21 protein-coding genes and 2 riboswitches are annotated in these 21,749 nt (G+C 38.1%); of the genes, 10 read left to right on the top strand and 11 right to left on the bottom strand.

Going from position 1 to position 21,749, the window contains the following annotated elements:
- Positions 1–509 precede the first annotated feature (509 nt).
- Complete coding sequence (locus tag ACXAE4_RS22335) at positions 510–2,954, top strand: sensor domain-containing protein (protein ID WP_289578757.1); 2,445 nt, start codon at positions 510–512, stop codon at positions 2,952–2,954.
- Between the two features lie 34 nt (positions 2,955–2,988).
- On the opposite strand, the gene ACXAE4_RS22330 is transcribed toward ACXAE4_RS22335, so the two are convergent.
- The gene (locus ACXAE4_RS22330) at positions 2,989–4,491 is read right to left on the bottom strand and encodes a glycosyltransferase family 2 protein (protein WP_289578758.1); all 1,503 of its coding nucleotides are present in this window, start codon (positions 4,489–4,491) and stop codon (positions 2,989–2,991) included.
- A gap of 23 nt (positions 4,492–4,514) precedes the next feature.
- Positions 4,515–4,599, bottom strand: a riboswitch (cyclic di-GMP riboswitch).
- A gap of 399 nt (positions 4,600–4,998) precedes the next feature.
- Here ACXAE4_RS22330 and pgsB point away from each other — a divergent pair.
- From pgsB to ACXAE4_RS22305, 5 genes are read left to right on the top strand one after another with little or no spacing between them, the layout of a single operon-like run.
- Complete coding sequence (pgsB, locus tag ACXAE4_RS22325) at positions 4,999–6,186, top strand: poly-gamma-glutamate synthase PgsB (protein WP_014461221.1); 1,188 nt, start codon at positions 4,999–5,001, stop codon at positions 6,184–6,186.
- A gap of 11 nt (positions 6,187–6,197) precedes the next feature.
- A complete protein-coding gene (gene pgsC, locus ACXAE4_RS22320; RefSeq protein WP_014461220.1) occupies positions 6,198–6,650 on the top strand; it encodes a poly-gamma-glutamate biosynthesis protein PgsC in 453 nt (150 codons plus the stop codon).
- A gap of 9 nt (positions 6,651–6,659) precedes the next feature.
- On the top strand, positions 6,660–7,820 hold the full coding sequence (locus ACXAE4_RS22315) for a CapA family protein (RefSeq protein WP_289578759.1): 1,161 nt from the start codon (positions 6,660–6,662) through the stop codon (positions 7,818–7,820).
- A complete protein-coding gene (gene ggt / locus ACXAE4_RS22310; protein WP_475236951.1) occupies positions 7,821–9,470 on the top strand; it encodes a gamma-glutamyltransferase in 1,650 nt (549 codons plus the stop codon). It abuts the gene before it with no gap.
- A 23-nt stretch (positions 9,471–9,493) separates the two neighbouring features.
- The gene (locus tag ACXAE4_RS22305; RefSeq protein WP_014461217.1) at positions 9,494–9,916 is read left to right on the top strand and encodes a peptidoglycan-binding protein; all 423 of its coding nucleotides are present in this window, start codon (positions 9,494–9,496) and stop codon (positions 9,914–9,916) included.
- A gap of 46 nt (positions 9,917–9,962) precedes the next feature.
- Here ACXAE4_RS22305 and ACXAE4_RS22300 read toward each other — a convergent pair whose 3' ends face one another.
- From ACXAE4_RS22300 to ACXAE4_RS22280, 5 genes are all read right to left on the bottom strand, one after another.
- On the bottom strand, positions 9,963–10,097 hold the full coding sequence (locus ACXAE4_RS22300) for a flagellin (RefSeq protein ID WP_013082094.1): 135 nt from the start codon (positions 10,095–10,097) through the stop codon (positions 9,963–9,965).
- 325 nt (positions 10,098–10,422) lie between these two features.
- Complete coding sequence (locus ACXAE4_RS22295; RefSeq protein ID WP_140451540.1) at positions 10,423–11,196, bottom strand: flagellin N-terminal helical domain-containing protein; 774 nt, start codon at positions 11,194–11,196, stop codon at positions 10,423–10,425.
- A 227-nt stretch (positions 11,197–11,423) separates the two neighbouring features.
- Positions 11,424–12,065, bottom strand: a complete 642-nt coding sequence (gene pcp, locus ACXAE4_RS22290; protein ID WP_475236948.1) for a pyroglutamyl-peptidase I — start codon at positions 12,063–12,065, stop codon at positions 11,424–11,426.
- Positions 12,066–12,079: 14 nt separating this feature from the next.
- The gene (locus ACXAE4_RS22285) at positions 12,080–13,045 is read right to left on the bottom strand and encodes a DUF979 domain-containing protein (RefSeq protein ID WP_153251814.1); all 966 of its coding nucleotides are present in this window, start codon (positions 13,043–13,045) and stop codon (positions 12,080–12,082) included.
- Positions 13,046–13,750 carry a DUF969 domain-containing protein gene (locus tag ACXAE4_RS22280; RefSeq protein WP_098366676.1) on the bottom strand — a complete coding sequence of 235 codons (705 nt, stop codon included), beginning with the start codon at positions 13,748–13,750 and terminating at the stop codon, positions 13,046–13,048.
- Between the two features lie 375 nt (positions 13,751–14,125).
- Here ACXAE4_RS22280 and ACXAE4_RS22275 point away from each other — a divergent pair, with 375 nt between their 5' ends.
- Together ACXAE4_RS22275 and ACXAE4_RS22270 are read left to right on the top strand one after the other, a co-directional pair.
- Positions 14,126–15,031 carry a zinc ribbon domain-containing protein gene (locus ACXAE4_RS22275; RefSeq protein ID WP_289578762.1) on the top strand — a complete coding sequence of 302 codons (906 nt, stop codon included), beginning with the start codon at positions 14,126–14,128 and terminating at the stop codon, positions 15,029–15,031.
- A 62-nt stretch (positions 15,032–15,093) separates the two neighbouring features.
- Complete coding sequence (locus ACXAE4_RS22270) at positions 15,094–16,551, top strand: zinc ribbon domain-containing protein (RefSeq protein ID WP_475236945.1); 1,458 nt, start codon at positions 15,094–15,096, stop codon at positions 16,549–16,551.
- A gap of 103 nt (positions 16,552–16,654) precedes the next feature.
- Here the strand turns inward: ACXAE4_RS22270 and ACXAE4_RS22265 are convergent, their stop codons facing one another.
- Positions 16,655–17,212 carry an HPP family protein gene (locus tag ACXAE4_RS22265; protein ID WP_289578764.1) on the bottom strand — a complete coding sequence of 186 codons (558 nt, stop codon included), beginning with the start codon at positions 17,210–17,212 and terminating at the stop codon, positions 16,655–16,657.
- Positions 17,213–17,439: 227 nt separating this feature from the next.
- Between ACXAE4_RS22265 and ACXAE4_RS22260 the strand changes: the two genes are divergently transcribed.
- Entirely contained in the window at positions 17,440–18,231 is a 792-nt protein-coding gene (locus tag ACXAE4_RS22260) for a histidinol-phosphatase HisJ family protein (protein ID WP_289578765.1), read from the top strand.
- Between the two features lie 44 nt (positions 18,232–18,275).
- On the opposite strand, the gene ACXAE4_RS22255 is transcribed toward ACXAE4_RS22260, so the two are convergent.
- From ACXAE4_RS22255 to ACXAE4_RS22240, 4 genes are all read right to left on the bottom strand, one after another.
- Complete coding sequence (locus tag ACXAE4_RS22255) at positions 18,276–18,401, bottom strand: anti-repressor SinI family protein (protein WP_289578766.1); 126 nt, start codon at positions 18,399–18,401, stop codon at positions 18,276–18,278.
- 19 nt (positions 18,402–18,420) lie between these two features.
- Positions 18,421–18,513: riboswitch (cyclic di-GMP riboswitch) on the bottom strand.
- A 354-nt stretch (positions 18,514–18,867) separates the two neighbouring features.
- Positions 18,868–19,350, bottom strand: a complete 483-nt coding sequence (locus ACXAE4_RS22250) for a VanZ family protein (protein ID WP_289578767.1) — start codon at positions 19,348–19,350, stop codon at positions 18,868–18,870.
- A gap of 124 nt (positions 19,351–19,474) precedes the next feature.
- Positions 19,475–19,603 carry a DNA-binding anti-repressor SinI gene (gene sinI / locus ACXAE4_RS22245; RefSeq protein WP_098591227.1) on the bottom strand — a complete coding sequence of 43 codons (129 nt, stop codon included), beginning with the start codon at positions 19,601–19,603 and terminating at the stop codon, positions 19,475–19,477.
- A 209-nt stretch (positions 19,604–19,812) separates the two neighbouring features.
- Positions 19,813–20,166, bottom strand: coding sequence for a helix-turn-helix domain-containing protein (locus tag ACXAE4_RS22240; RefSeq protein ID WP_289578768.1), 354 nt, complete (start codon positions 20,164–20,166; stop codon positions 19,813–19,815).
- 463 nt (positions 20,167–20,629) lie between these two features.
- Here ACXAE4_RS22240 and galE point away from each other — a divergent pair, with 463 nt between their 5' ends.
- Positions 20,630–21,613, top strand: a complete 984-nt coding sequence (gene galE / locus ACXAE4_RS22235) for a UDP-glucose 4-epimerase GalE (protein WP_289578769.1) — start codon at positions 20,630–20,632, stop codon at positions 21,611–21,613.
- The last annotated feature ends 136 nt before the right edge of the window (positions 21,614–21,749 follow it).

Raw genomic sequence — 21,749 nt, 5'->3', positions numbered from 1 at the left:
TCTATCAAATCGATAGATGCTTTTTTACGTAACATAATAAAAGAAACATAGCAGAAGTACGTTCACAGGCAGACAAATCGTTTGGAAAAAAGCAATGTAGTTTTTAGGCGCAGCGCTGATTCTTTTTACTAGAATACACTCGGTGATGAAATTAAAAAGAACGATGATGCAAGACACCATTATATACGCCCAGACGTTCTGCTGAAACAAACGAGTAAAAAGAGGCGAGAAAAGAAGTAGAAGAGTAGCGGTTTGAAAAGAGCCTCTAGAAAATAAATCATGTTTTTTAGCACTGTAAGTCAAATAATCCCTCCTTTACATGTTTTATTTTACCAAACAAAAAAGCCTTAAAAAATACCTTTGGCTATCTTTTCCTGATATGTTCCTCATTTCGGGAAAATAAAGTAAAATATATGTCAAATATAGCTTATAATAATATAAAAGAAATAGATAAAAGGAGGCAGCATGAGACCTTGCCAGATAAAAACACGGAGAAGGAGCAGTCGATCATGATCATGAAACATCTTGATCGTTTGAATACACAGCTTTTAAAAGAATACAGTGAAGGTATTTTTTTTATCAACTGTGAAGGAGATATCATGTTTAGCAACGAAGCAGCCTTCAAGCTAACAGGAAACGAACACAAACAAAAAAGCCAGGAGCTGACAGCTCTTATACATAAATCGAAACAACAGCAGGCACAAGATCTTTTTCAACGTGCTTTAAAAGGGGAAAAAGTTCAGTTTTCGACGACAATTGATCACAAAATGAAAAAAGAACTTCACTTATATATTACTCTTATCCCTATTGTCGTAAATGAGCAAGTAGTGGGTGTCTATGCCGTATGCCGAGATGATTCAAAAGAACAAGAGCGCTCTAATCACATTTCTCAATTAGAAACACATTTGAAAATGGAGCAAAAGCTTGCGAATGTAGGAAGCTGGTATTACGATGTGACGGAAGATAAAAGCTATTGGTCACCTCAGCTGTATAATATTTACGGATTAAACACTAATCAGCTCTTTACTCCTTCTTTTAAAGACGTTCTTCAATTTATTAATGACTGTGATCAAAAAAGGTTAGAAAAAGCCGTTATGGAGGCACTTTCAACCGGGGACAGCTATAAAATTGAATACGTGCTGATGCGGCCGAGCGGTGAAGAACGTACGGTGTTTGAACAAGCGGATGCAGTAGCAGACGAGCAAGGAAACGTTATACAGCTGATTGGTGTTGTTCATGATATTACAGAATCAAAAGTGATTACGAATGAATTAAAGCAAAAAGAACAGCAGTTTCAAACAATTTATAATAATTTGGACGCTGGAATATGGTCCGTTGATGTGCAAAGTAATAAAGCAATTGTATGCTCAAAAGGGGTTAGCAACATTTACGGAGAAGACGCTGCTAGATTTTTTGGGAACAGGGATTTATGGGAAAGCTTTATTCACCCGGAAGATAAACCAGCTGTTGCAAAAGCGCAGTATCAATTAGAAAAAGGAAAAACAATTCGCCAGCAGTATCGGATCTACACAAAAGCGGGAGAGATGAAATGGCTAAAAGGTCGATGTATTCCAACGCTTGATGAGAACGGTAAGCTAGTGCGCATAGATGGCATTATTGAAGATATCACCGCAGAAAAAAAGTATATGGATCAAATTGAATATCTTGCGACTCATGATTATGTGACGAACTTACCGAATCGAAGAAAGTTTGAAAGAGAATTAAAAACCTTCATTCGACAGATGAAAAAAGATAGAGGTTCATTAGCGGTCTTTCATCTAGGGCTGAATCGTTTTAAACAGATTAACGATACATTAGGCCATGACGTAGGCGATCGCTTGCTACAGTGTATTGCCAGTCGGTTAAAAAAATTCGTGACGCCCCGTGTGATGCTAGCCAGAGTAGGAGAAGACGAGCTTGCGATTTGTTTTTTATCTCTTGCACATATAAATGAATGTCAAAAGCTAGCCGCTGCTCTTTTTCAAGAAATCGAAAAAGAAATTACGATTGACGACTTTTCTCTGTACATCACAGCCAGTATAGGAATCAGTATTTACCCGCATGACGGTGAAGATGTGAAAACCTTATTGACGAATGCCAACCTTGCTATGCGCCGTGCAAAAGAAATGGGGCGAAGCGACTGGCAGCTCTATTCTCCGTTAATGGACAGCGAGACGTATAAAAGCTATCATCTGGAAAAAGGACTGCGCAATGCACTTCTGCAAGATGAGTTTTTTATTGAATATCAGCCAAAGGTTCATACAAACAGCAGAGAGATTGATAGTATTGAAGCGTTAATTCGCTGGAATCATCCAGAATGGGGACGCGTATCACCAGGAGACTTTATTCCATTAGCGGAAGAAACTCATTTAATTATTGAACTCGGCGACTGGGTAATCGAGCGTGTCTGCAAGCAGCTGCAGCAGTGGAGGAGTCAAGGGTTACAAACCGTGCCTGTGTCGATTAACGTCTCGTCTAAACATTTGCTGAAAAGGGGATTCGTAGAGCACGTTCAACAAACGCTAGCCCGTTACAACATCGATCCTTCATTTATAGAATTTGAAGTAACGGAAAGCTCGATTATTCAGTATGAAGAACACGTAAAAAAAGTCATGGACGAATTAAAAAAATTTGGTGTAACGTTTGCTTTAGATGATTTTGGCACCGGTTTTTCTTCGTTATCACATTTAAAAGACTTTGAATTTAACACGTTAAAAATCGATAAAACGTTTATTCAACACGCGACTGATAAAGGAAAGCAGCAGGATATTACAAAAAGCATTTTGTACTTAGCTCATGCTCTTAACATGAAAGTTATCGCAGAAGGTGTTGAAACAAAAGAGCAGCTCGCCTTTTTACAAAAGCACAAATGTTCTTTTATTCAGGGCTATATCGTCAGTCAGCCGGATAGTCATCAAAAAATCGCCGAATATTTAAAGAAACGATTTCTATAAAAAAAGTGATGTCTCCGTCGAGACATCACTTTTTTTACGCTTGAATAGGTTTTCGAAGCGTCCAAATTTGGTAAAACATATAAAGAGACTGATAGATGGTCAAATACGTCAGCAAAATCCAGCCGTTCATTAAGTACGGATAAATGGCTTGCTGTACAGAAGGGCTCGTTAAGTAGTCACGGAAATAGATGCAAAGCACAACAATCATTCCTGTAAACGCAAAGCCCGTTAAAATCCCTTGCCCTAATTTACTGCGCGTTCTCCCGTTTTCTGCGTTGTATTGATTCGCCCAGCCATCTTTTTTATTCGCGGCAAGCCTCTCCAGCCATACTTGACTAAACGTAATCAAGTTCACCCACAAATAAATTTCCGGACTAATCAAAAGACCGGCCAGTATCACATCAATCGGCCTGTGCATCGGCGTTTTAACAGCGAGCATAATATTTAACACAGAAGCTAACGCAATTGGAATGATCCAAAGCCACGACCAGTAAAATTGATCGGTCGCAAGCGCAGCCGATAATAATAAAATAAACAGCAGGCGAATGAGTAAATCACACAGCGTTTTGATCTGTGAACGCCACAGCTTTCCTTTATGCTTGGTTCTAACGTCCAAGTTTCCGTTTGTCAGTAAATCAACGGTTCCAGCCTTCCATTTATTACGCTGTTCACGATACGTGTGATAGCTTCTCATCGAATCCACAAAGCAGCGAGCGCCTGGACTGATTAACGTTTTCCAGTTGGATTTTTGCAGCTGCCACGTCAGCAGCATATCTTCAACGTCGCTGTCATTTTGCCAAGGACCGTCAAGCTTATTTTCTTCCACTATATTTTGAAGCGCTTCAGGGCGAAACAGCGTAGCCTGACCGCCAAGTACATACGTGCTTCCGCCGTGGTACTGAAGATCCAAAAGCCAGCTTGCCATATCCTGCTTTTGCTGATGCGTCCACCACCGGGCGATTGGTCCGCCGTACTCGCCGCTTGCGAGCTTTTCCTCGTAGTGCACATCATCTTTTGAAAGCGAGCTTTTCTTTTTAGGCATTCTCATCGTATACTTTGCCATCACGCCGCCGATGTTTCGCGACGTCATTAAATCTTCCCATAAATTAATGAGTGCTTTCGGAGCCAAGCGGCTGTCTGCGTCCATCCCTAAAATCGCTTTAATCGACTCTTTATATAGCTGCTGATATTTCGTCAGCGTCGTATTATATAAATCCAGTGTATCTCCATATATCTTTTTCCAAGCCGTATTTAACGCGCCGACTTTTCGCTGTTTATTGCCTTCAGTGACCAGTACTTTTATATTTAAATCAAATTCATCTCCAGCCAGCTCCGCTTTTTCTTTTGTGCGGTCCGTACAGTTATCTGCAATCACAAACACATCGAGCTCCACGTTATTGGGAAGAAGCTGATCGCCTAATCCTGCCAAGCAGTCGCGAATTGATTTTTCTTCATTGTGCGCCGGAATAAAAGCCACGATGCGCGGCCTCATATACGAAGCTCCAATACTTCCAGTAACAACACGCTGATTGTTCATTTTTTTCTTTACCTCCTGATGTATCAGGAAACCCGGCCGTCCTAGTCCTGTGACCTTAGACCCGAGGTTTTGCGTCCCAGCCTTTCAACTGGTTTGCCCTTGTCTGTACAAGTATCAAATTGTTTTTTAAAAAGAACATAAAAGATAAAAAAGAAACTTTATAATGAATATTATTTTATATTTTACCATATAAATAGTTTTTTTTACCTATAAAAGTATAACAATATTCGACTGATTTTTTATTTGTTTTAGGTTTTTGAGACTATAGATGAAGTGGTTTGCTTAAGGATTGTCAGGTGCTGTAATAGCAGGAGATTCAAAGAGGTGTAATTACTAGTAAATAACATAAATTACATTTAATTCTCTTATTGATAAACTTAGCTAGGTATGATTAACTATAAAAGTTAAGTAAAAAATTTGAAATATAGGGCGAAATTATAATTATTTTTATGGTCGAAGCTTCCTATTAAAACAAAAGCTAGTCGAAATAAGGAGGAAACAATCGAAATGGTGCTTAGTATTGTCTTAATCTGTTTGTTTTTAGTCTTTGCTTACGGAGCATGGGAACAGGTTAAACATCAAAAAAATATCGATTCTATTCCGGTGAGAATAAATATTAATGGCATTCGCGGAAAATCGACAGTTACTAGATTGATAACTGGAATCGTAACAGAAGCTGGATATAAAACTATTGGAAAGACTACGGGAACTTCAGCCAGGATGATTTATTGGTTTACAGATGAAGAGAAGCCAATTGTCAGACGACCTGAAGGGCCAAATATCGGAGAACAGAGACGCGTTGTAAAAGAAGCGGCCAAACTTGAAGCTGAAGCATTAGTCAGCGAATGTATGGCAGTGAATCCTGATTATCAAATTACTTTCCAAGAAAAAATGCTTCAGGCAAATATTGGAGTTATTGTAAATGTATTAGAGGATCATATGGATGTCATGGGACCAACACTGGACGAAGTAGCAGAAGCGTTTCTACCAACGATTCCTTATAAGGGGCATTTAATTACAATAGATGGTCCGTATCTTGAGTATTTCAAAACAGCAGCTGCAAAAAGAAGAACAAAGGTAATCGTAGCAGATAATTCAAAAGTTACGGATGAGTTTTTAAGGAAATTTGATTATATGGTATTTCCAGATAATGCGTCGCTTGCGTTAGCGGTAGCAGAAGCATTAGATATTCCTGAAGAAGTTGCTTTTAGAGGAATGTTGAATGCTCATCCCGATCCGGGTGCAATGAGAATTACCCAGTTTGGAGATCCGAAAGCACCTGCGTTTTTGGTGAACGGATTTGCTGCAAACGATGCTGCTTCAACATTGAGAATTTGGGAAAGAGTAGGAGAAGTTGGGTATTCAGTAGATTCGCCAATTGTAATTATGAATTGCCGCCCTGATCGTGTTGATCGTACAGAGCAGTTTGCGCGAGATGTTTTACCATATATTAATACCGACATTTTAGTGTTGATTGGGGAAACAACAAGTCCTATTATGGATGCCTATAATGAAGGGATAATTCCAGCAAAAGAAATTTGGAATCTTGAAGGTCATAGTACAGAAGAGATAATCAATAAACTAAGACCTGAGTTACATAATCGAATGATTTACGGAGTAGGAAATATTCACGGTGCTGCTGAGCCGTTAATTGAAGCAATGAAGAATTATGAACATATTGAGGAAGTTGTCTAGGAGGAAAGTGCATGTTTGGCTCGGATTTATATGTAGCGTTGGTATTAGGGGTTATTTTAAGTTTAATTTTTACAGAAAAAACAGGGATTATTCCTGCAGGGCTAGTTGTGCCAGGTTATATTGGCTTAATTTTTGATCAGCCGGTTTTTTTAGTTATGGTATTAATTATTAGTCTATTAACCTATGTCATTGTAAAACACGGAATTGGAAGGTTTGTGATTTTGTACGGTCGTCGAAAATTTGCTGCCATGTTAGTAGTGGGAATTTCACTGAAACTAATATTCGATTACTTCTATCCTGTTATGCCTTTTGAAATCTATGAGTTTCGCGGTATAGGGATCATTGTTCCTGGCTTAATTGCAAATACGATTCAAAAGCAAGGGTTGGCAATGACGATGGGAAGCACGCTTTTAATCAGCGGTGCTACATTCAGCTTAATGTTTGTATACAACTTTTTTATTTAGGGTGATTTGATGGATAGGAAATTGGATTTTAAAGAAAAGTTACTAAAATTTATAAAATCAACAAAAAAGAATACAGATAAACATGTATGGATTACACTGGCCATTTTGGTAGTTTTCATGTACGGAGCTATTTGGATCAGTAAGCCAAGTGAAGCAGTAGAAAACAATACCAAAGATGATTCAATAGTAACAGCAACAATGGTTGGAGACATTATGCTCGGACGCAATGTTGAAAAGGTAACAAATCGTCAGGGACAAGACTATCTATTTCGTAATGTAGAATCTTATTTTAAAAACTCAGATTACTCTACGGCAAACTTTGATCATCCAGTAACAGCGAATGACGAATATCCAGCGCAGGATAAACCCATTGTACTACGAACTGATGAGCAGTCTGTAAAGACCTTGAAGAATCTTAATCTTTCCGTCTTGAATGCAGCAAACAGTCATTCTATGGATTACCTTGAGCAAGGATTAAATGATACGGTGAAGGCATTTAACCAGTCTAAAATGGACTTTGTAGGAATGGGGAGAAATCTCGAAGAAGCTAGCAACATTAACTATCAAACGGTTAATGGAATTAAAATAGCTACCCTAGGTTTTACGGATACATATACTGCTTATTCAGCTGCGAATGACAATGATCCGGGAATTCTTCCTGCTAAACCAGAAATCTTTATTCCGCTTATTCAAGAAGCAAAAGAAAAAGCTAATTTAGTTGTCGTGCATGCGCACTGGGGAGAAGAGTACGACACAACGCCTTCTCCTAGACAAAAAGGATTGGCAAAAGCAATGGCAGATGCGGGAGCTGATATTATTCTAGGTCATCATCCGCACGTGCTGCAGCCGATTGATACGTACAAAAATACTGTGATTTTTTACAGCTTAGGAAATTTTGTATTTGATCAAGGGTGGTCAGCATCACGAGAAAGTGCGCTCGTGCAGTATAAGTTGAAGAAGGATGGCACAGCTAGATTTGAAGTTACACCCTTACTCATTAAAGAAGCTACGCCTACGCTTTTAAGTAAGTGGGACGCGTATTACAAAGAAAAAATCTTTAAACGTTTGACTAAAACTTCTTCAAGTGCTCTTGCTATCAAAGAGGAAAACAACAAGTTAGTCTTTACGGTCGACCACTCTAGAGTAGTAAAAAAGGGGTTAGCTGAATAAATGAAGCGAAAATGGATTTACTGGTTGATATTCCTCATAGCTATCGCAGCTGGAGGGTATGCTGTTTTACAGCAATTTAATAGTCAAACAGATAATAAACTATATAAAAAAATTAATAAATTCGAGTCTAGCCAAGCAATTAAGAATGGCTCTGGTGAGTATGGCGTAAGTTCTTCAAATTCAATTGCTGTCGAAGTTGGAACAGATGTTTTAGAAAATGGAGGGAACGCAGTAGATGCTGCTATTGCCGTTTCGTATGCTTTAGGTGTTGTAGAGCCTTACGGATCAGGTATTGGAGGAGGGGGCGGGATGCTTATTCTTCCTGGCAATCAATCAGACAAGCCTACCTTCTTTGATTACCGAGAAACAAGTCCAATTTCAACTGAAGGTTCTGAAAAAGAGATAGGTGTCCCTGGGTTCGTAAAAGGAATGGAATTCATTCATGAAAAATATGGAAGTGAAAACATGGACCAATTAATCGACCCAGCTATTAAACTAGCTAACGATGGTTTTCCAGTTGGTCAGCAGCTTTCAGAGCGTCTAAAAGGTGCGCAGTACCGCCTATCAGAAGCGGAAATTCCTAATTTCTTCCCTAGAAACAAGCCGATTGAAGAAGGTAAAACGCTCAAGCAGCCTGAACTTGCCGAAACGCTTGAGCTCATTAAAGAAAAAGGTTCAGACGTCTTCTATAATGGCGAACTTGCCGAAGAAATAGCAGAGGACGTGCCAGGAATACAAAAAGAAGATTTAGAAAAGTATTCTGTGAAAGAAAGAGAACCTGTTCACGGAGAATTTGCCGGCTATGATGTTATTTCTGCGCCTCCTCCATTTTCTGGGATTACGCTGATACAATCCTTGCAAATGGCTGAAATGTTAAATATTCAAAAGACAGAACAAGATACGGCGCTTCTTACACATGTTATTTCTGAAATTACTAATAGAGCGAATAGTGATCGCGTGGCTCATATTGGAGACCCAGCTTTTTCTGATATAGATGATGAAGCGTTAACGTCAAAAGAATATTCAAGGAAGCTTGCACAAGACCTCTCGTTAAATAAGCTATCTGATAAGTATAAGCTTGAAGGCGATGATTTTGAAGAAGAACATATTAGTACGACGCATTTTGTTGTAACAGATAAAGAAGGAACGGTTGTATCCGTTACAAATACACTCAGCAACTTTTTTGGTTCAGGAGAAAATGTAGAGGGATTTTTCCTTAATAACAATTTGAATAACTTTAATAACACAAAGACTTCTCTTAATTATTACGAGCCTGATAAGCGTTCACGAACGTTTACGGCACCTACTATCCTTAAAAAAGATGACGAGGTTATCGGGATTGGAACGCCTGGAGGAAGCAGAATACCTATGATGCTTACGGAAGTGTTGGTTCGCCACCTTTTATTTAAGGATTCTTTACAGGATGCAATTGATGCACCAAGGTTTTCAATAGAGAATAACCATCTGTATACCGAGTTTCAATATCCTACGAGTGTAAGAGAAGAACTAGAAGGAATGGGATATGACGTGAAGGAGAAGAGCTCTGCTATTTACTACGGCGGTATACAAGCGATTGTTATTGATCAAAAAAACAATCGTATTTACGGAGCAGCAGACCCTAGAAGACAAGGAACTTGGAAAGTTAAATAATTATGTATTTAAAGGAGAGTACCATGACTATTGTAAGAAATCTTATGAAAATATTTGTTCCTATTATTATCGTGGCAGGATTCTTTTTTATTATGTCTAACTTCAAACATACACAAACATTAAGCAGTGCTGAAGAAAAAAGAATTAAAGAATACGCAAGCCTTATGCAGCAGGCTAAAGCTAAAGAAGAAGATAAAACTCAAATTCTATCGCTTAGCAGTGTAGCAGCTCTTGGCAAAGGTTCAGCAGGAGAAGAAGTAAAAGCGGTTCAAAAATCTTTAGGACTTAATCCAGACGGTTACTTTGGTCTAGAAACAGAGCAAGCCGTAAAAGAATTTCAAGTAAAACAAGGTTATACGGCAGATGGAGTAGTGGGTCCTCAAACGTGGGATGCGCTAGTAAATACGAGTAAAGATACTGCGGCATCTACTAGTAATAGCTTATAACATTTATATAAAAAAGCGAGCTTTCTTAGGAAAGCTCGCTTTTTTATTAACGTAGTAATTGAAGTACGCCTTGTGGCTGCTGGTTAGCTTGACTTAGCATAGCTTGAGAAGCTTGAGATAGAATTGAATTCTTTGTTTGTTCCATCATTTCTTTCGCCATCGTGCGAACATTTGCTTTCACAAATGACTAGACTATATCTTCACCCTCTAAAAAAGCAGGGGCCGGGCACTTCGGATATTAATATACGGAACGGCATATTAAATACCTACGGATTTCATCGTCATAGCACACATTGCCTTAGACGGTTTATCCTAGTCGTTGAACTGTCTCCAGAGTTTCCTCACAGGAGCTTAGCTGCTGATTGCCCAATCTTTTCTTTTTTAAAACCGTTACGTCTGTCGTTTCCAACTGCGCTGTGGTAAGAAAAGCTCTCAGGGGTTTCCAGCAATTCACCCGGTTATACTCACTAGCCGTTACCAGCTAGGACGACTGTGCTTTTTGCTGCTTACGCTGCTAAAGCATAATCTACGTCGCGAATTCTTGATTCAGACGCTGTTAGGTTTTCAGATGATGTACTTAGGTTATTAATAGTATGATCCAAACGGTTTTGAGTGGCACCTAGTCCAGAACGCTGCTCTGACACTTGGTTAATAGCACCATCAATAATAGCTAATTGATCATCAAATGATGTAGCAGTAAAATCTTTAACGTTAATGCTATTAACAAAAGCATCCGCTGCACCGTCTGAATTAGTATCTGCTCCTAAAGCTCCAGCACTCATATCTCCAATTTTTAAATTTACCTGCTGTCCTGCGTTCGCTCCAACTTGAAGCGTAAGATCCAGACTGCCATCCAACAGGTTTCGGCCGTTAAATTGTGCTCGATCAGAAATTCCTTTGCTGTCAGTTTCTCCACCGATTTCTTCGATTAACGAACCGATTTCATCCTGAATAGCATCTAAATCTTCAGTTTTGTTTGTACCATTACCTGCTTGAACTACTAATTCACGCATACGCTGAAGAATATCATGTGTTTCATTTAAAGCACCTTCTGCCGTTTGGATTAACGAAACACCATCTTGCGCGTTGCGAGAAGCTTGATCTAACCCGCGAATTTGTCCACGCATTTTCTCTGAAATAGCCAATCCAGCTGCATCATCAGAAGCACTGTTAATACGCTGACCTGAAGATAACTTCTCCATAGATTTTGCCTGAGCGTTGTTCGCATTGTTAAACTGACGGTACGTGTTTAAAGCTGTAATGTTGTGATTGATTCTCATTTTTCTTACCTCCGTATAATGGTTTTACTTCTTGGTTTACATCCTTGTATACAAGAAGTGTCCCGCCTTAAGACGGGATAAAAGTAATCGAACATCTTTTGAAAATATGTTCATACTATATATCGGCTGAGAGAGGAGGTTGTTTATAGCTTTTATTGATTTATTTAATGAAGAATTTGCGGATATAAAGAGAAAAACCAGTTCCCTATCTGAACTGGTTTTTAGTATTAATGAGTAGCTCCTCCTGAAACTAAAATATCATCTTCCGTTACAATTGTAGTTTTTATGATAGAAAGCAGTCCTTTCACAATCAAATCCAGCGCCATACTTGCTTTCCCTGAATGATGCACAGCCTGTTCAGGAAGATAAGGAATATGCACGAACCCACCTTTAATCGAACAATTTTGAATCATGTTCATCAGCCCGTAAAATACGTGGTTACAGACAAACGTTCCAGCAGTTTGAGAAACGCTGCTTGGAATGCCTACTTGGCGCAGGTTTTCGACAGCTGCTTTGATGGGCAGTGTCGAAAAGTATGCGGCAGGTCCGTTTACGATAATAGGGCGATCAATGGGCTGCTGGCCAATGTTGTCAGGAATCCGCGCGTCGTCCACATTAATAGCAACGCGTTCGACCGTAATTCCTTCTCGACCGCCTGCTTGCCCAACGCAAATGACAATAGAAGGGCTAATTTCTTCTATATACGTATGAAGCTTTGCAATTGATTCGCCAAACACAGTAGGAAGAGGCTTAGCGATAATGTGATAGTCTTCGACAGCTACGCCGTCTAAGGCTTTGACAGCTTCTAAAGACGGGTTAATACTTTCACCTTCAAACGGTTCAAAGCCGGTTAGTAATACAGTTGTCATTCTACTAGTCTCCTTTAAAAGTGATATACAAGGTAGTACATTAATAGTGTATTAACAACAAAAACGGATAGCGCAATCGGCACTTGAGCTTTAATTACGGCATTTTTGTCTTTTAATTCAAGCAGCATAGCAGGTACGATATTAAAGTTAGCTGCCATTGGCGTTAACAGCGTGCCGCAGTAGCCAGCAAACATGCCAAGAGCTGCCATAATGGCTGGGTTTCCTCCGTGCATATGTACAATCAGCGGAAGACCAATACCTCCCGTAATAACGGCAAACGCCGCGAAGGCATTTCCCATTACAATTGTAAATAGCAGCATTCCCAAGCAGTAAGCAAGCACAGCAACAAATGCATAGTTAGTTGGCAAAATATCACTTACAATATCTGAAACGACTGTTCCGACGCCTGACTTTGAAAAGATGCCGCCAAGCGCAGCAAGCATTTGCGGTAAAATAACCGCCCAGCCTACTGCTTGAAGCAAGCGGCTTCCTTCTTTAACAGGCACGTTCATTTTTGCTTTGGTGACGCCCATTGAAGCAATAAACGCAATCACAGCAGCGATTGCCAGTGAAATTAACGTGACTTTTTCTGGGTCGATCAATGCCCAGTTTCCAAACTTGATCTTTCCAAAAAGAAGAGTACCGATAATCGTAAAAATAGGAATAAATAAAGCCGGTAAAAAGATTTTGTTTTTTAATCTTTGCGCGTGCGCTACTCGTTCTTCAGCAGGCGTTTCGGCTTCATTTGATTTGGTCACGCGATTAAATGAAGCAAGCAGCACCATGATAATGACCAAGCATCCTACATAAAAAGGCGGAATCACGTTGCCAAATAAAAACGTAATGGAAAACAGCGCCCAGAATAGAGAAGATCCTAAACGGTTAGGATGGTTGTGATCGCGTGCGATTCGAATCGCGATAAAAGCAACAATAATACCGAGTAAGTAGTAAATCGTATCAAGCGTCAGGATACTTTTCATTTAACTCGCCTCCGTCTTTGAAGCTGATGTCGGTTTGTGTTTCGTCATTTTTTTGTGAATTCTTCGATCTAACTGACGGAAACGAATCGCGCTGATTAGCAGCGCTGCGATGGCTGTTGGGATACCCCAAAGCGCCATATCCCAGACGTCAACGTGAATGCCTACGGAGTCGAAGAATCCTTTCATTAAAAGAATTCCACCCGTAGCGATAAAGATATCTTCGCCGAAAAACCAGCCCGTATTTTCAGCTGCCGCGGCGTGAGCGCGAATATCTTCTTTTACTTTAGGCGGAAGCTCTCCGTATTTTGCGCGAGCAGCGCCTTCAGACATAGGTGCGACTAACGGACGCACAGACTGAGCATGTCCTCCAATATTTAATCCAACTGCGGCTGAGATTTCACGGATAAAAAGATATATAAGTAAAACATTTCCAGAAGAAGCGTTTTTCGCTTTTTTAATCAGTACTTCCGCTTGTTCTTTTAACCCGTATTTTTCTAACACGCCAAAGATAGGAAGAGTAAGTAAAATAGCCATAGACATATAGCGGTTATCTACAAAAAATTGGCCGAACATTGTAATTACTTCATGAAGTGACAAACCTGACACAAGGCCAGTCACGATGCCTGCAACAGTTACCACAAGCAGTGTATTTAGACGAAATAAAAAACCTACTGCTACTAGCAAAACCCCAATTAATTTCAACATAAAAATCCCCCTTGAGTATGTATAGACCGTGCTGCAAATTCACCTCCTTTGTTTTTCTAAAAAAACAAAGATGTTTCGAGTATAAACAATTCTGAAAATTAAAACAAGATGCTTAAGACATAAAATAGTTTTATTGGTGAAACAAAATTATAGAAGGAAGATTTATATAATGTGCATAGACTTAGAAGTAAAAGAAAGAATTCTGCCAGGGAGTTTGGGTAGTAATTTTTTTAGTTAATCCGTTGAAACATTTCTCCTGAAATACCAAAAATGGTGTATAATGCTAAAAGGTATGAATATAGAATTATATAGATTTCAACTATATGAATCTATATGACTATATTTTAAACAATTTATTGAAGGGGGAAGGAGTACTTGAATTGTTCAAATTGCGGCCATTTTAACGATGGCGGGAAATTTTGCGTAAAGTGCGGTCATAAACTACAAGAAGAGGCAGCTGTAAGCCAGGCGGCAGCAGCATCTGAATATCAGCCTCAGCCGCAACCAGCGTATGCGCCTCAACAGCCTAATCAGCGTGTCCGTCAAGCGAAAAAAGTGTCAAAATCATTTTTTAGTTATTTTGCAGAAGGAATTAAAAATCCAACAGCTACAGCACAAGCAGCAGGCGAAAGCCAATTCGTTAATGCTCTTATCACCGTCATTCTTTATGCTCTTAGTATACCTATTATACTGTATGTAGGCTGGAAGCTATTGTTAATTCAGTTTGTTCGAAGCATGTTCAAGCTTCCTATTATCAGTGAAGAGCTGGCTCCATCTGACATGGAGGATTTTAATACAGGTGTTGATTTGATAAAAGCCACAGATATAAACAGCATCATTCACTTCAATTTTACCGATTTTGTCTTTAAACAAGGGATTTTCATTTTTATTGGACTTGCAGTTATTATTGGGGCAACATATGTTGCAGCAAAGTTTGGAAAGGTAGACGTTTCCTTTAAAGAATTTTTCTCACGCTTTGGCACGTTTATGATTATTCCAACAGCTCTTCTTTTAATTGGGCTTGTGCTTGCATTTCTCCATGTTGAATACTTCTCTTATTTTATGAATTTTGGTTTGTTGAGCATTTTCCTTGTGGTTCCATTTATCATTGCTAGCTTTAAGCAAAGCGGAACAAGTGGGCTTGATCGTATCTATAGCACTCTTATTGTGTACGTAGTCATTACGATTGTGCTGACGTTTATTGCGAATGGTTTAGGAGAAGAAGCCAAAACCATTATTACAAGAATGGGAAACAGCAGTGAATTAAATGATCTATTTTAAGTCGGCAGAAAGCATCGTTTACAGCGATGCTTTTTCATAACACTATAAAAGGAGTGTCGAAATTGCGATATTGTAAAGAGTGTGGACATCAGTTAACCAATGAGCATCAATTTTGTCCAGAGTGTGGACATCCCGTCGAAAGAAAAGAGACTTCTAGCCAAGGAGCAAAATCACAGCGTTACGTAGAACCCGCATCAGCTTCAATAGAGGAAGAGAGAGGATCGGTAAAACCTCCGAATAAAAAAACAAAGATTATTGTGATTTCAGTTATAGCAGCAGCTGCTATACTCGGCGGTGCTTATTACGGAATAGACAAAACAATGATGGCGCCTAAAGCCGTGTCAGAAAGATTTATTGCTTCAGTAAAGGGTAATGATGTTGATAAAGTAAAAAAATATGTAAATGATGGTCAAATTCAACTAGAAGCCAACGATGAGCAAACAAAATCATTTATTACATATCTGCACGAAAATCCAGATGTTATGAAATCGATCTCTGAAGGGTTAGCGGCAGATAGCAGAGCGCTTGAAGTAGGAGTTCCAAGCGAAGATCACTCTTCATACGCTAAGTTAGAACAAGACGGAAAGAAATGGGGAATCTTTGATCATTACACGGTACAAGTAAACCCTGTGTATGCAAAAGTTCAGTCTACAGAAGACGCGACAGCGGTATATATTGACGGTCAAAAAGCTGGAACGGTAAGCAGTGATTCTTCTAAAAAGGTTGGCCCATTTTTACCTGGTACGCATACATTAAAAGGTGAAGTGCAAAATGATTATGGGAAAGTTGAAAACGAACAAGAAATTGACGGTACGGAAGGCCAAGATGTGAACGTTGAGTTTGATTGGTCAGATCATGCAGTATACATCTCTTCAGATTATGATGACGCGACGTTGTACGTTAATGGTAAAGACACAAAAACAGAAATTGGCGATATTGATTATCTAGGTCCACTGCCAATGGACGGTTCAGTAAAACTGTACGCAAAACGTGGAGAAAAGAAAACGGAAGAAGTTTCAATTAAAAAAGGCATGGAAGATGTTGCACTTAATTTTGATGAAGAAAATACGACAGAAGCTACGGCAAAAGCGTCGGCCCCTTCTAAGAATCAAGAGACGACGGACAAAGGTTCAGAAGTTAATTCTGGAGTATCTACTAGTGAAGTTTCTAGTTTTATTGAACAATATATGTACGCTACAATTTCCTCAATTAACAGTGGAGACTTCTCTATTGCAGAGCCTTATATCGATTCTAACGGACCAAAATACAAGGAACAAAAAGATTATACCGCTTACCTAATCAAAAAAGGAATAACGGAAGATTTATTAAGTTTTAACGTAAACAGAGTAACAAAACTAGATGACTCTATGTATAAAGTATATACAACAGAAGAGTATGATATTTCGTATGGAGACGGATTTGTTAAATACAAAAAATTCAACAGTATTCATAAAGTAAAAGAATTATCTGATGGAAGTTTGGGAGTTTATCAGCTTATTAGTTCAACGGAAGTAAAGTAAAAGCTGATAAATAGACTCTGAAAAAGCAAACAACTTAGTAGGTAACAATACATAAAAAGACGTCTTTTCATAGAAGACGTCTTTTTATGTAGGAGTCCCAATATCAAACCCAATATCTGGGATACTGCCGATCTTGAAATAAATTGTTATACGCAGTAGAAATCAGTACGACCACACACGCACAAATCATAATAATACCTAAATATCCCCATCCTGCTTGAGTATTAATTGCCACAATCGCGCTAGCTGCAGCGGGAGGATGAACGGTTTTGGTAAGAATCATTAAAATAAGAACAAAGGCAAGCACAATCGCAATTGTAATAAGACTTCGGTGAAATAAACTCCAAATAATAAGTGCAGAAACCGTTGCTAGTAAGTGACCTCCAAGCACGTGGCGCGGCTGTGATAAAGGCCCTTTATGAGCACCGAAGACAAGTACGCAGGTTGCGCCAATTGGAGCGAGTGCCATTGGATAACCAAGCGCTAGTGCAATCGCGCTGCTGATGATAATCGCAATTAAGCCTCCAATAGAAGAAACAACCGCATCTCTATAATTAATTTTCGGTTCTTCTTTTAATTCTCCTTTCATCTTTTTCGTATAAGAGCTTAAGTAAGACAGAAAGGGGCTTTTGCTTTGAGAAAAATTTTTTTCAAATTCCATTTCATATTTCCTTTCTTTTGTGTAAAAGTTATATGTCAAGTCGTATGTCAGAACATCTGCTATAATAAGTTAGTTTATAAGAAAAGAAGGATTACTAAAAGAGGAAAAACGACTTTTTTTGGTGGAAATTCTTTTTATGAACCAAAAAAGGCGTGATAGAGGGGAAAAGGGTCTCCATGTGCAGTAAGTGCAGGAGAGATGTATAATAAACCTAGAGGTGACTAATTATGTATCTAGTAGACTACCATCATCACACAAATAATTCATTTGACTCACAGGCAGTCATGAAAGAAGTGTGCGAGCAAGCTGTAAAAAACGGCATAAACGAAATTTGTTTTACCGAGCACTTTTCATTAAATCCATTAGCGCCAACGTACGGTCATATGGATTTTGATAAATATGAACAAGAACTAGCGGAATGCAGAGATCAATTTCAAAATCAGCTAGTGATTAAAAAAGGAATTGAAATTTGTGAGCCGCATTATTTAAAAGAGAAGTATCAAGAAACGATGAAGCAAGAGAACTTTGATTTCGTATTAGGGTCGGTGCATAACATTAATAACATCAAGCTTCGTAAACATTTGGAGCTGAATGATAAAGAAGCAATTTACCGCGCTTATTTTAATGAAATGTATAAGCTAGTAAGCGAAGCAGATATTGATGTATTGGCTCATTTAGATTTAATGAAGCGGTATGCGTTTGAGCAATACGGCATTTACGACTTTGATCAATTTAAAGATATTCTTGCGGATATTTTGAGAAAAGCCATTGATCGCAATATTGGAATTGAAATTAACACTTCAGGTATAAGAGGAAAGCTGGGCGAAGCATTGCCGGCACTTGAAGTTGTTGGCCTGTACCGCGATTTAGGCGGAGAAATCTTAACAATTGGATCCGATTCACATTTTGCCGATACCGTAGGAGCACATATAAAAGAAGCGGTTGAAATGGCGAAACAGTGCGGATTTACAAATGTTTATACGTTTGATCAACGTCAGCCAAAAGGAATAAAAATATAAGTGATAGTAAAAGCACGCTTCAATATATAAGAAGCGTGCTTTTACTATTGGTTGTTCTTATTCGTTAATAAGAATTCTCGGACGTCCTCTATTTTTAATCCGAGTTCATGAGCTGCTTTTATTAGATCAATCCATTCTTGATCTACTGCTAATTTTTCGTTTGTGTTCATCACTATTCATCCACCCTTGTCAGGGAACCCAGCCATCTTAGCATGTTGTAAACATTGCCTTAGACCTGAAGCTTTGCGTCACTGCTTTTCAGCAGCTTTGCCTTTATCTGAATAAATTTTTTAAATAACTATTATTATTTTAGTGGAAAACTACCAGAAATGGTGTCGAAATAGGTCGAGGTTTAAAAAAACATTTTACATCCATCTTTATATCCTAAAACGGGTGGATAGTAAAATGATTGAACTTAAAAAGTAACGTTTTGCTGTTAGTTTATACGCAGTTCATAAATAATAGTATTCACAATAGAAGAGAAAAGCATAGGACAAGGAGAGATAGATATGAGCTGAATGAATACCTACAAAGTATGGAGGGACTTCAGAGACCTGCAGTCACATTTAAAAGAAGACCTGCTAAGCGAATAGAGAACAATAAAATCATAAAAAAATGAACCCTGATAAAAAAGGCTCATTTTTTTATGGAAGAACTATATCTATTTCTCTCTGCTCTTCTATGCTTTGTTTTACTTTTATATAGAAGAAACAAAAACAGAGCGCCTCCAAAAGAGTCAATAAGTACATCTACAATTCGACCGTCTCGACCAATAATAAAAGCTTGGTGAACCTCGTCCAAAAATGCAAAGCAAGCAAGCAGCAGTCCTGCTTTTACATAACGCCCAGGCTTTTCTTTTAAGTTCCAATAAATTAAAACAGCTAATACACCAAAGAAGGAAATATGAGCAATTTTACGAAGGATAAATTCTAGATTAAATCCGTAGGTATAGGAAGTATAAAACTCACTGCTTGGTTTTAAAATAGACCAAAGCGTAGTATTATGGTCCCAAACAGAAGAGTTACTCCAGCTGCTTGGATCTGTGACCTGTAAATGAGGTGTGTGGGAAAAATGAGCGATGCCAAGCATCATTAAGATAACAGCGATTTTTTTTATCATGATGACATTTCCTTTATTTTACTTGATTGTATTAGCTTAAGAAAAAAAAGAGAAAAAAGCAAGAAATTTAAGCATTAATTATAAATATTCTTGAATGACTTAATATAAAAGATGTGAAATTCAGTTAATTCTGTTTATTTTCTTGAACAAACTTCTTTATCTCATCAATGGACAAGCCAATCTCATAAGCTTCTTTCATGAGTAAAATCCACTCTTTCTCTAAATCTACTTTTTCTTTTAACTTGTCAGTCATGATTATTCCTCCCCGGACCTTAAGGAGTAAAGCTGTCGTGGTTGAAAAAGCTCTCGATACTAGCCTTACTTACTTTTATTAACAATTATACAAACAATCAATTTTGCTTTGCAAATATTATACAGAATATAGTTATAAAGGATTATTTAAAAGCGAATTCTAACAAGTAAAAAGAATCATATACAGGCATTGTAGCGAGGTGTTTTTACTTAATGCTTCGAATTTTTCACTGTCTGAAGATTTTTTTTGAAGGACAGATACTGATAGAATTCAATAAAATCCTCTTGGGTCATACCTTGATCTATAGCTCTGCCTAACAGCTCCAGCCATTCTTCCGAAATATGGTGATCAGCTTCAGTATGTTCATTTGTTTCATCAATTAAGTAGTCAACGCTTGTGCCCAAAGAAGCAGCAATTTTGTGAAGCATCTGCAAGGAAGGGTTAGAGTTTGAACCTTTTTCAATTTGTGAAAGGTAGGATTTTGATATTTGTGCTTTCTCCGCCAGTCTAGTAATAGAATAACGTTTTTGCAGTCTCATGTCTTTAATGCGATCACCTATCACGTGAAAACCTCTCCTTCATATGTAGTATCTGTTGTTCATTATAAAGGAATTTTCAAGGTTTTCAATATGGAAATATTAAAAAAATAATATTCATACTAATATCTTGTTCTATATAAAGAATAAAATGATTATTAGAATAGTATGTCAATTTGTTCTAGCAAGAGAAAATTTTAAAATAAAGTGTTGAACAATAAAATGTTACCACAATAATGGATTAGTAAATATTCTTAATATAATAATATAAATTATGTATTAGCTTAAAATTCCTGTTTATTGAAAATTTTTATATGAGCAATAACTCTAGTGAATTTAACTTTAAGCCTTAATAGACATAGGAGAGGGAAATGACAATAACGTGCCTTATAATTATAGAAACTAAAATATAATATGATTAGAAATATTTACAAATGAAGAATAAAGATTTACCATAATGTAATAATTATAAATATAAGGAGTGTAAGTTATGATTTTAGTCATCGGAGGAGCAGGCTATATCGGAAGCCACCTAGTAAAAGAATTAGTGAAAACAAATGAAGTGGTGGTACTTGATAATCTATCAACGGGTCATCGCTGGGCAATCGATGAGAAAGCGGTATTCGTAGAAGGAAATCTAGGTAATGAGAAAGATTTAGAAAGCATATTCACAAATCATAAAATTGATGCTGTCATGCATTTTGCTGCTAATAGTTTAGTAGGGGAGTCAGTAACAGATCCTCTTAAATATTATCAAAACAACGTAGCTGCGACGTTAACCCTTTTACAAACGATGATGAAGCACAATGTGAAAAAGTTTATTTTTTCATCTACTGCTGCTACATATGGGATTCCTTCTGTAGATATCATTACAGAAGATACGGCAACAAACCCAATTAATCCGTACGGACGTTCAAAGTTAATGATTGAACAGATTTTAGCTGACTTTGCAAGTGCTTACGATATGGAATATGTGGTACTTCGTTACTTCAACGCAGCGGGTGCTTACGAAACAGCGGAAATTGGCGAGTGCCATGATCCTGAAACGCACTTAATTCCAATCATTCTTCAGCACCTGCTTGGTGAACGTGAAAACATCTCTGTATTCGGCTCAGACTACGATACTGAAGACGGAACGTGCATCCGTGACTACATTCACGTAACGGACCTAGCAAATGCTCACATTTCAGCGCTTCAAGCACTGTTAGACAGCACGAAGAAAACAGCAACGTACAATCTTGGAAACGGCCTTGGTTACTCTGTAAAAGAAGTGATCGAAACGTGTGAAAAAGTAACGGGTAAAAAAGCGAATGTTGTGATGGCAGACCGCCGCGCTGGAGATCCGGCACGCTTGGTCGCATCTTCTGATAAAATTCACGCAGAATTAGGCTGGAAAGCGCAAATTTCATTAGAAAAAATTATCGCATCAGCTTGGAACTGGCATCAAAACAGCGCAAAAATGAATTCTAAATAGTTTACAAAAAATATTTACATAAAACACACCTTCGTTAATTGATTTCTCATAACGAAGGTGTTTTATTGTTTATCCAATTTTAGATCATTGTGTGAAAAGGGAATTTGATTTTATAGAATTTATAAATGAGAACAGA

Source organism: Priestia sp. ABM2_011, assembly GCF_056158845.1.
This window is presented reverse-complemented; position numbering and strand designations above follow the sequence as displayed.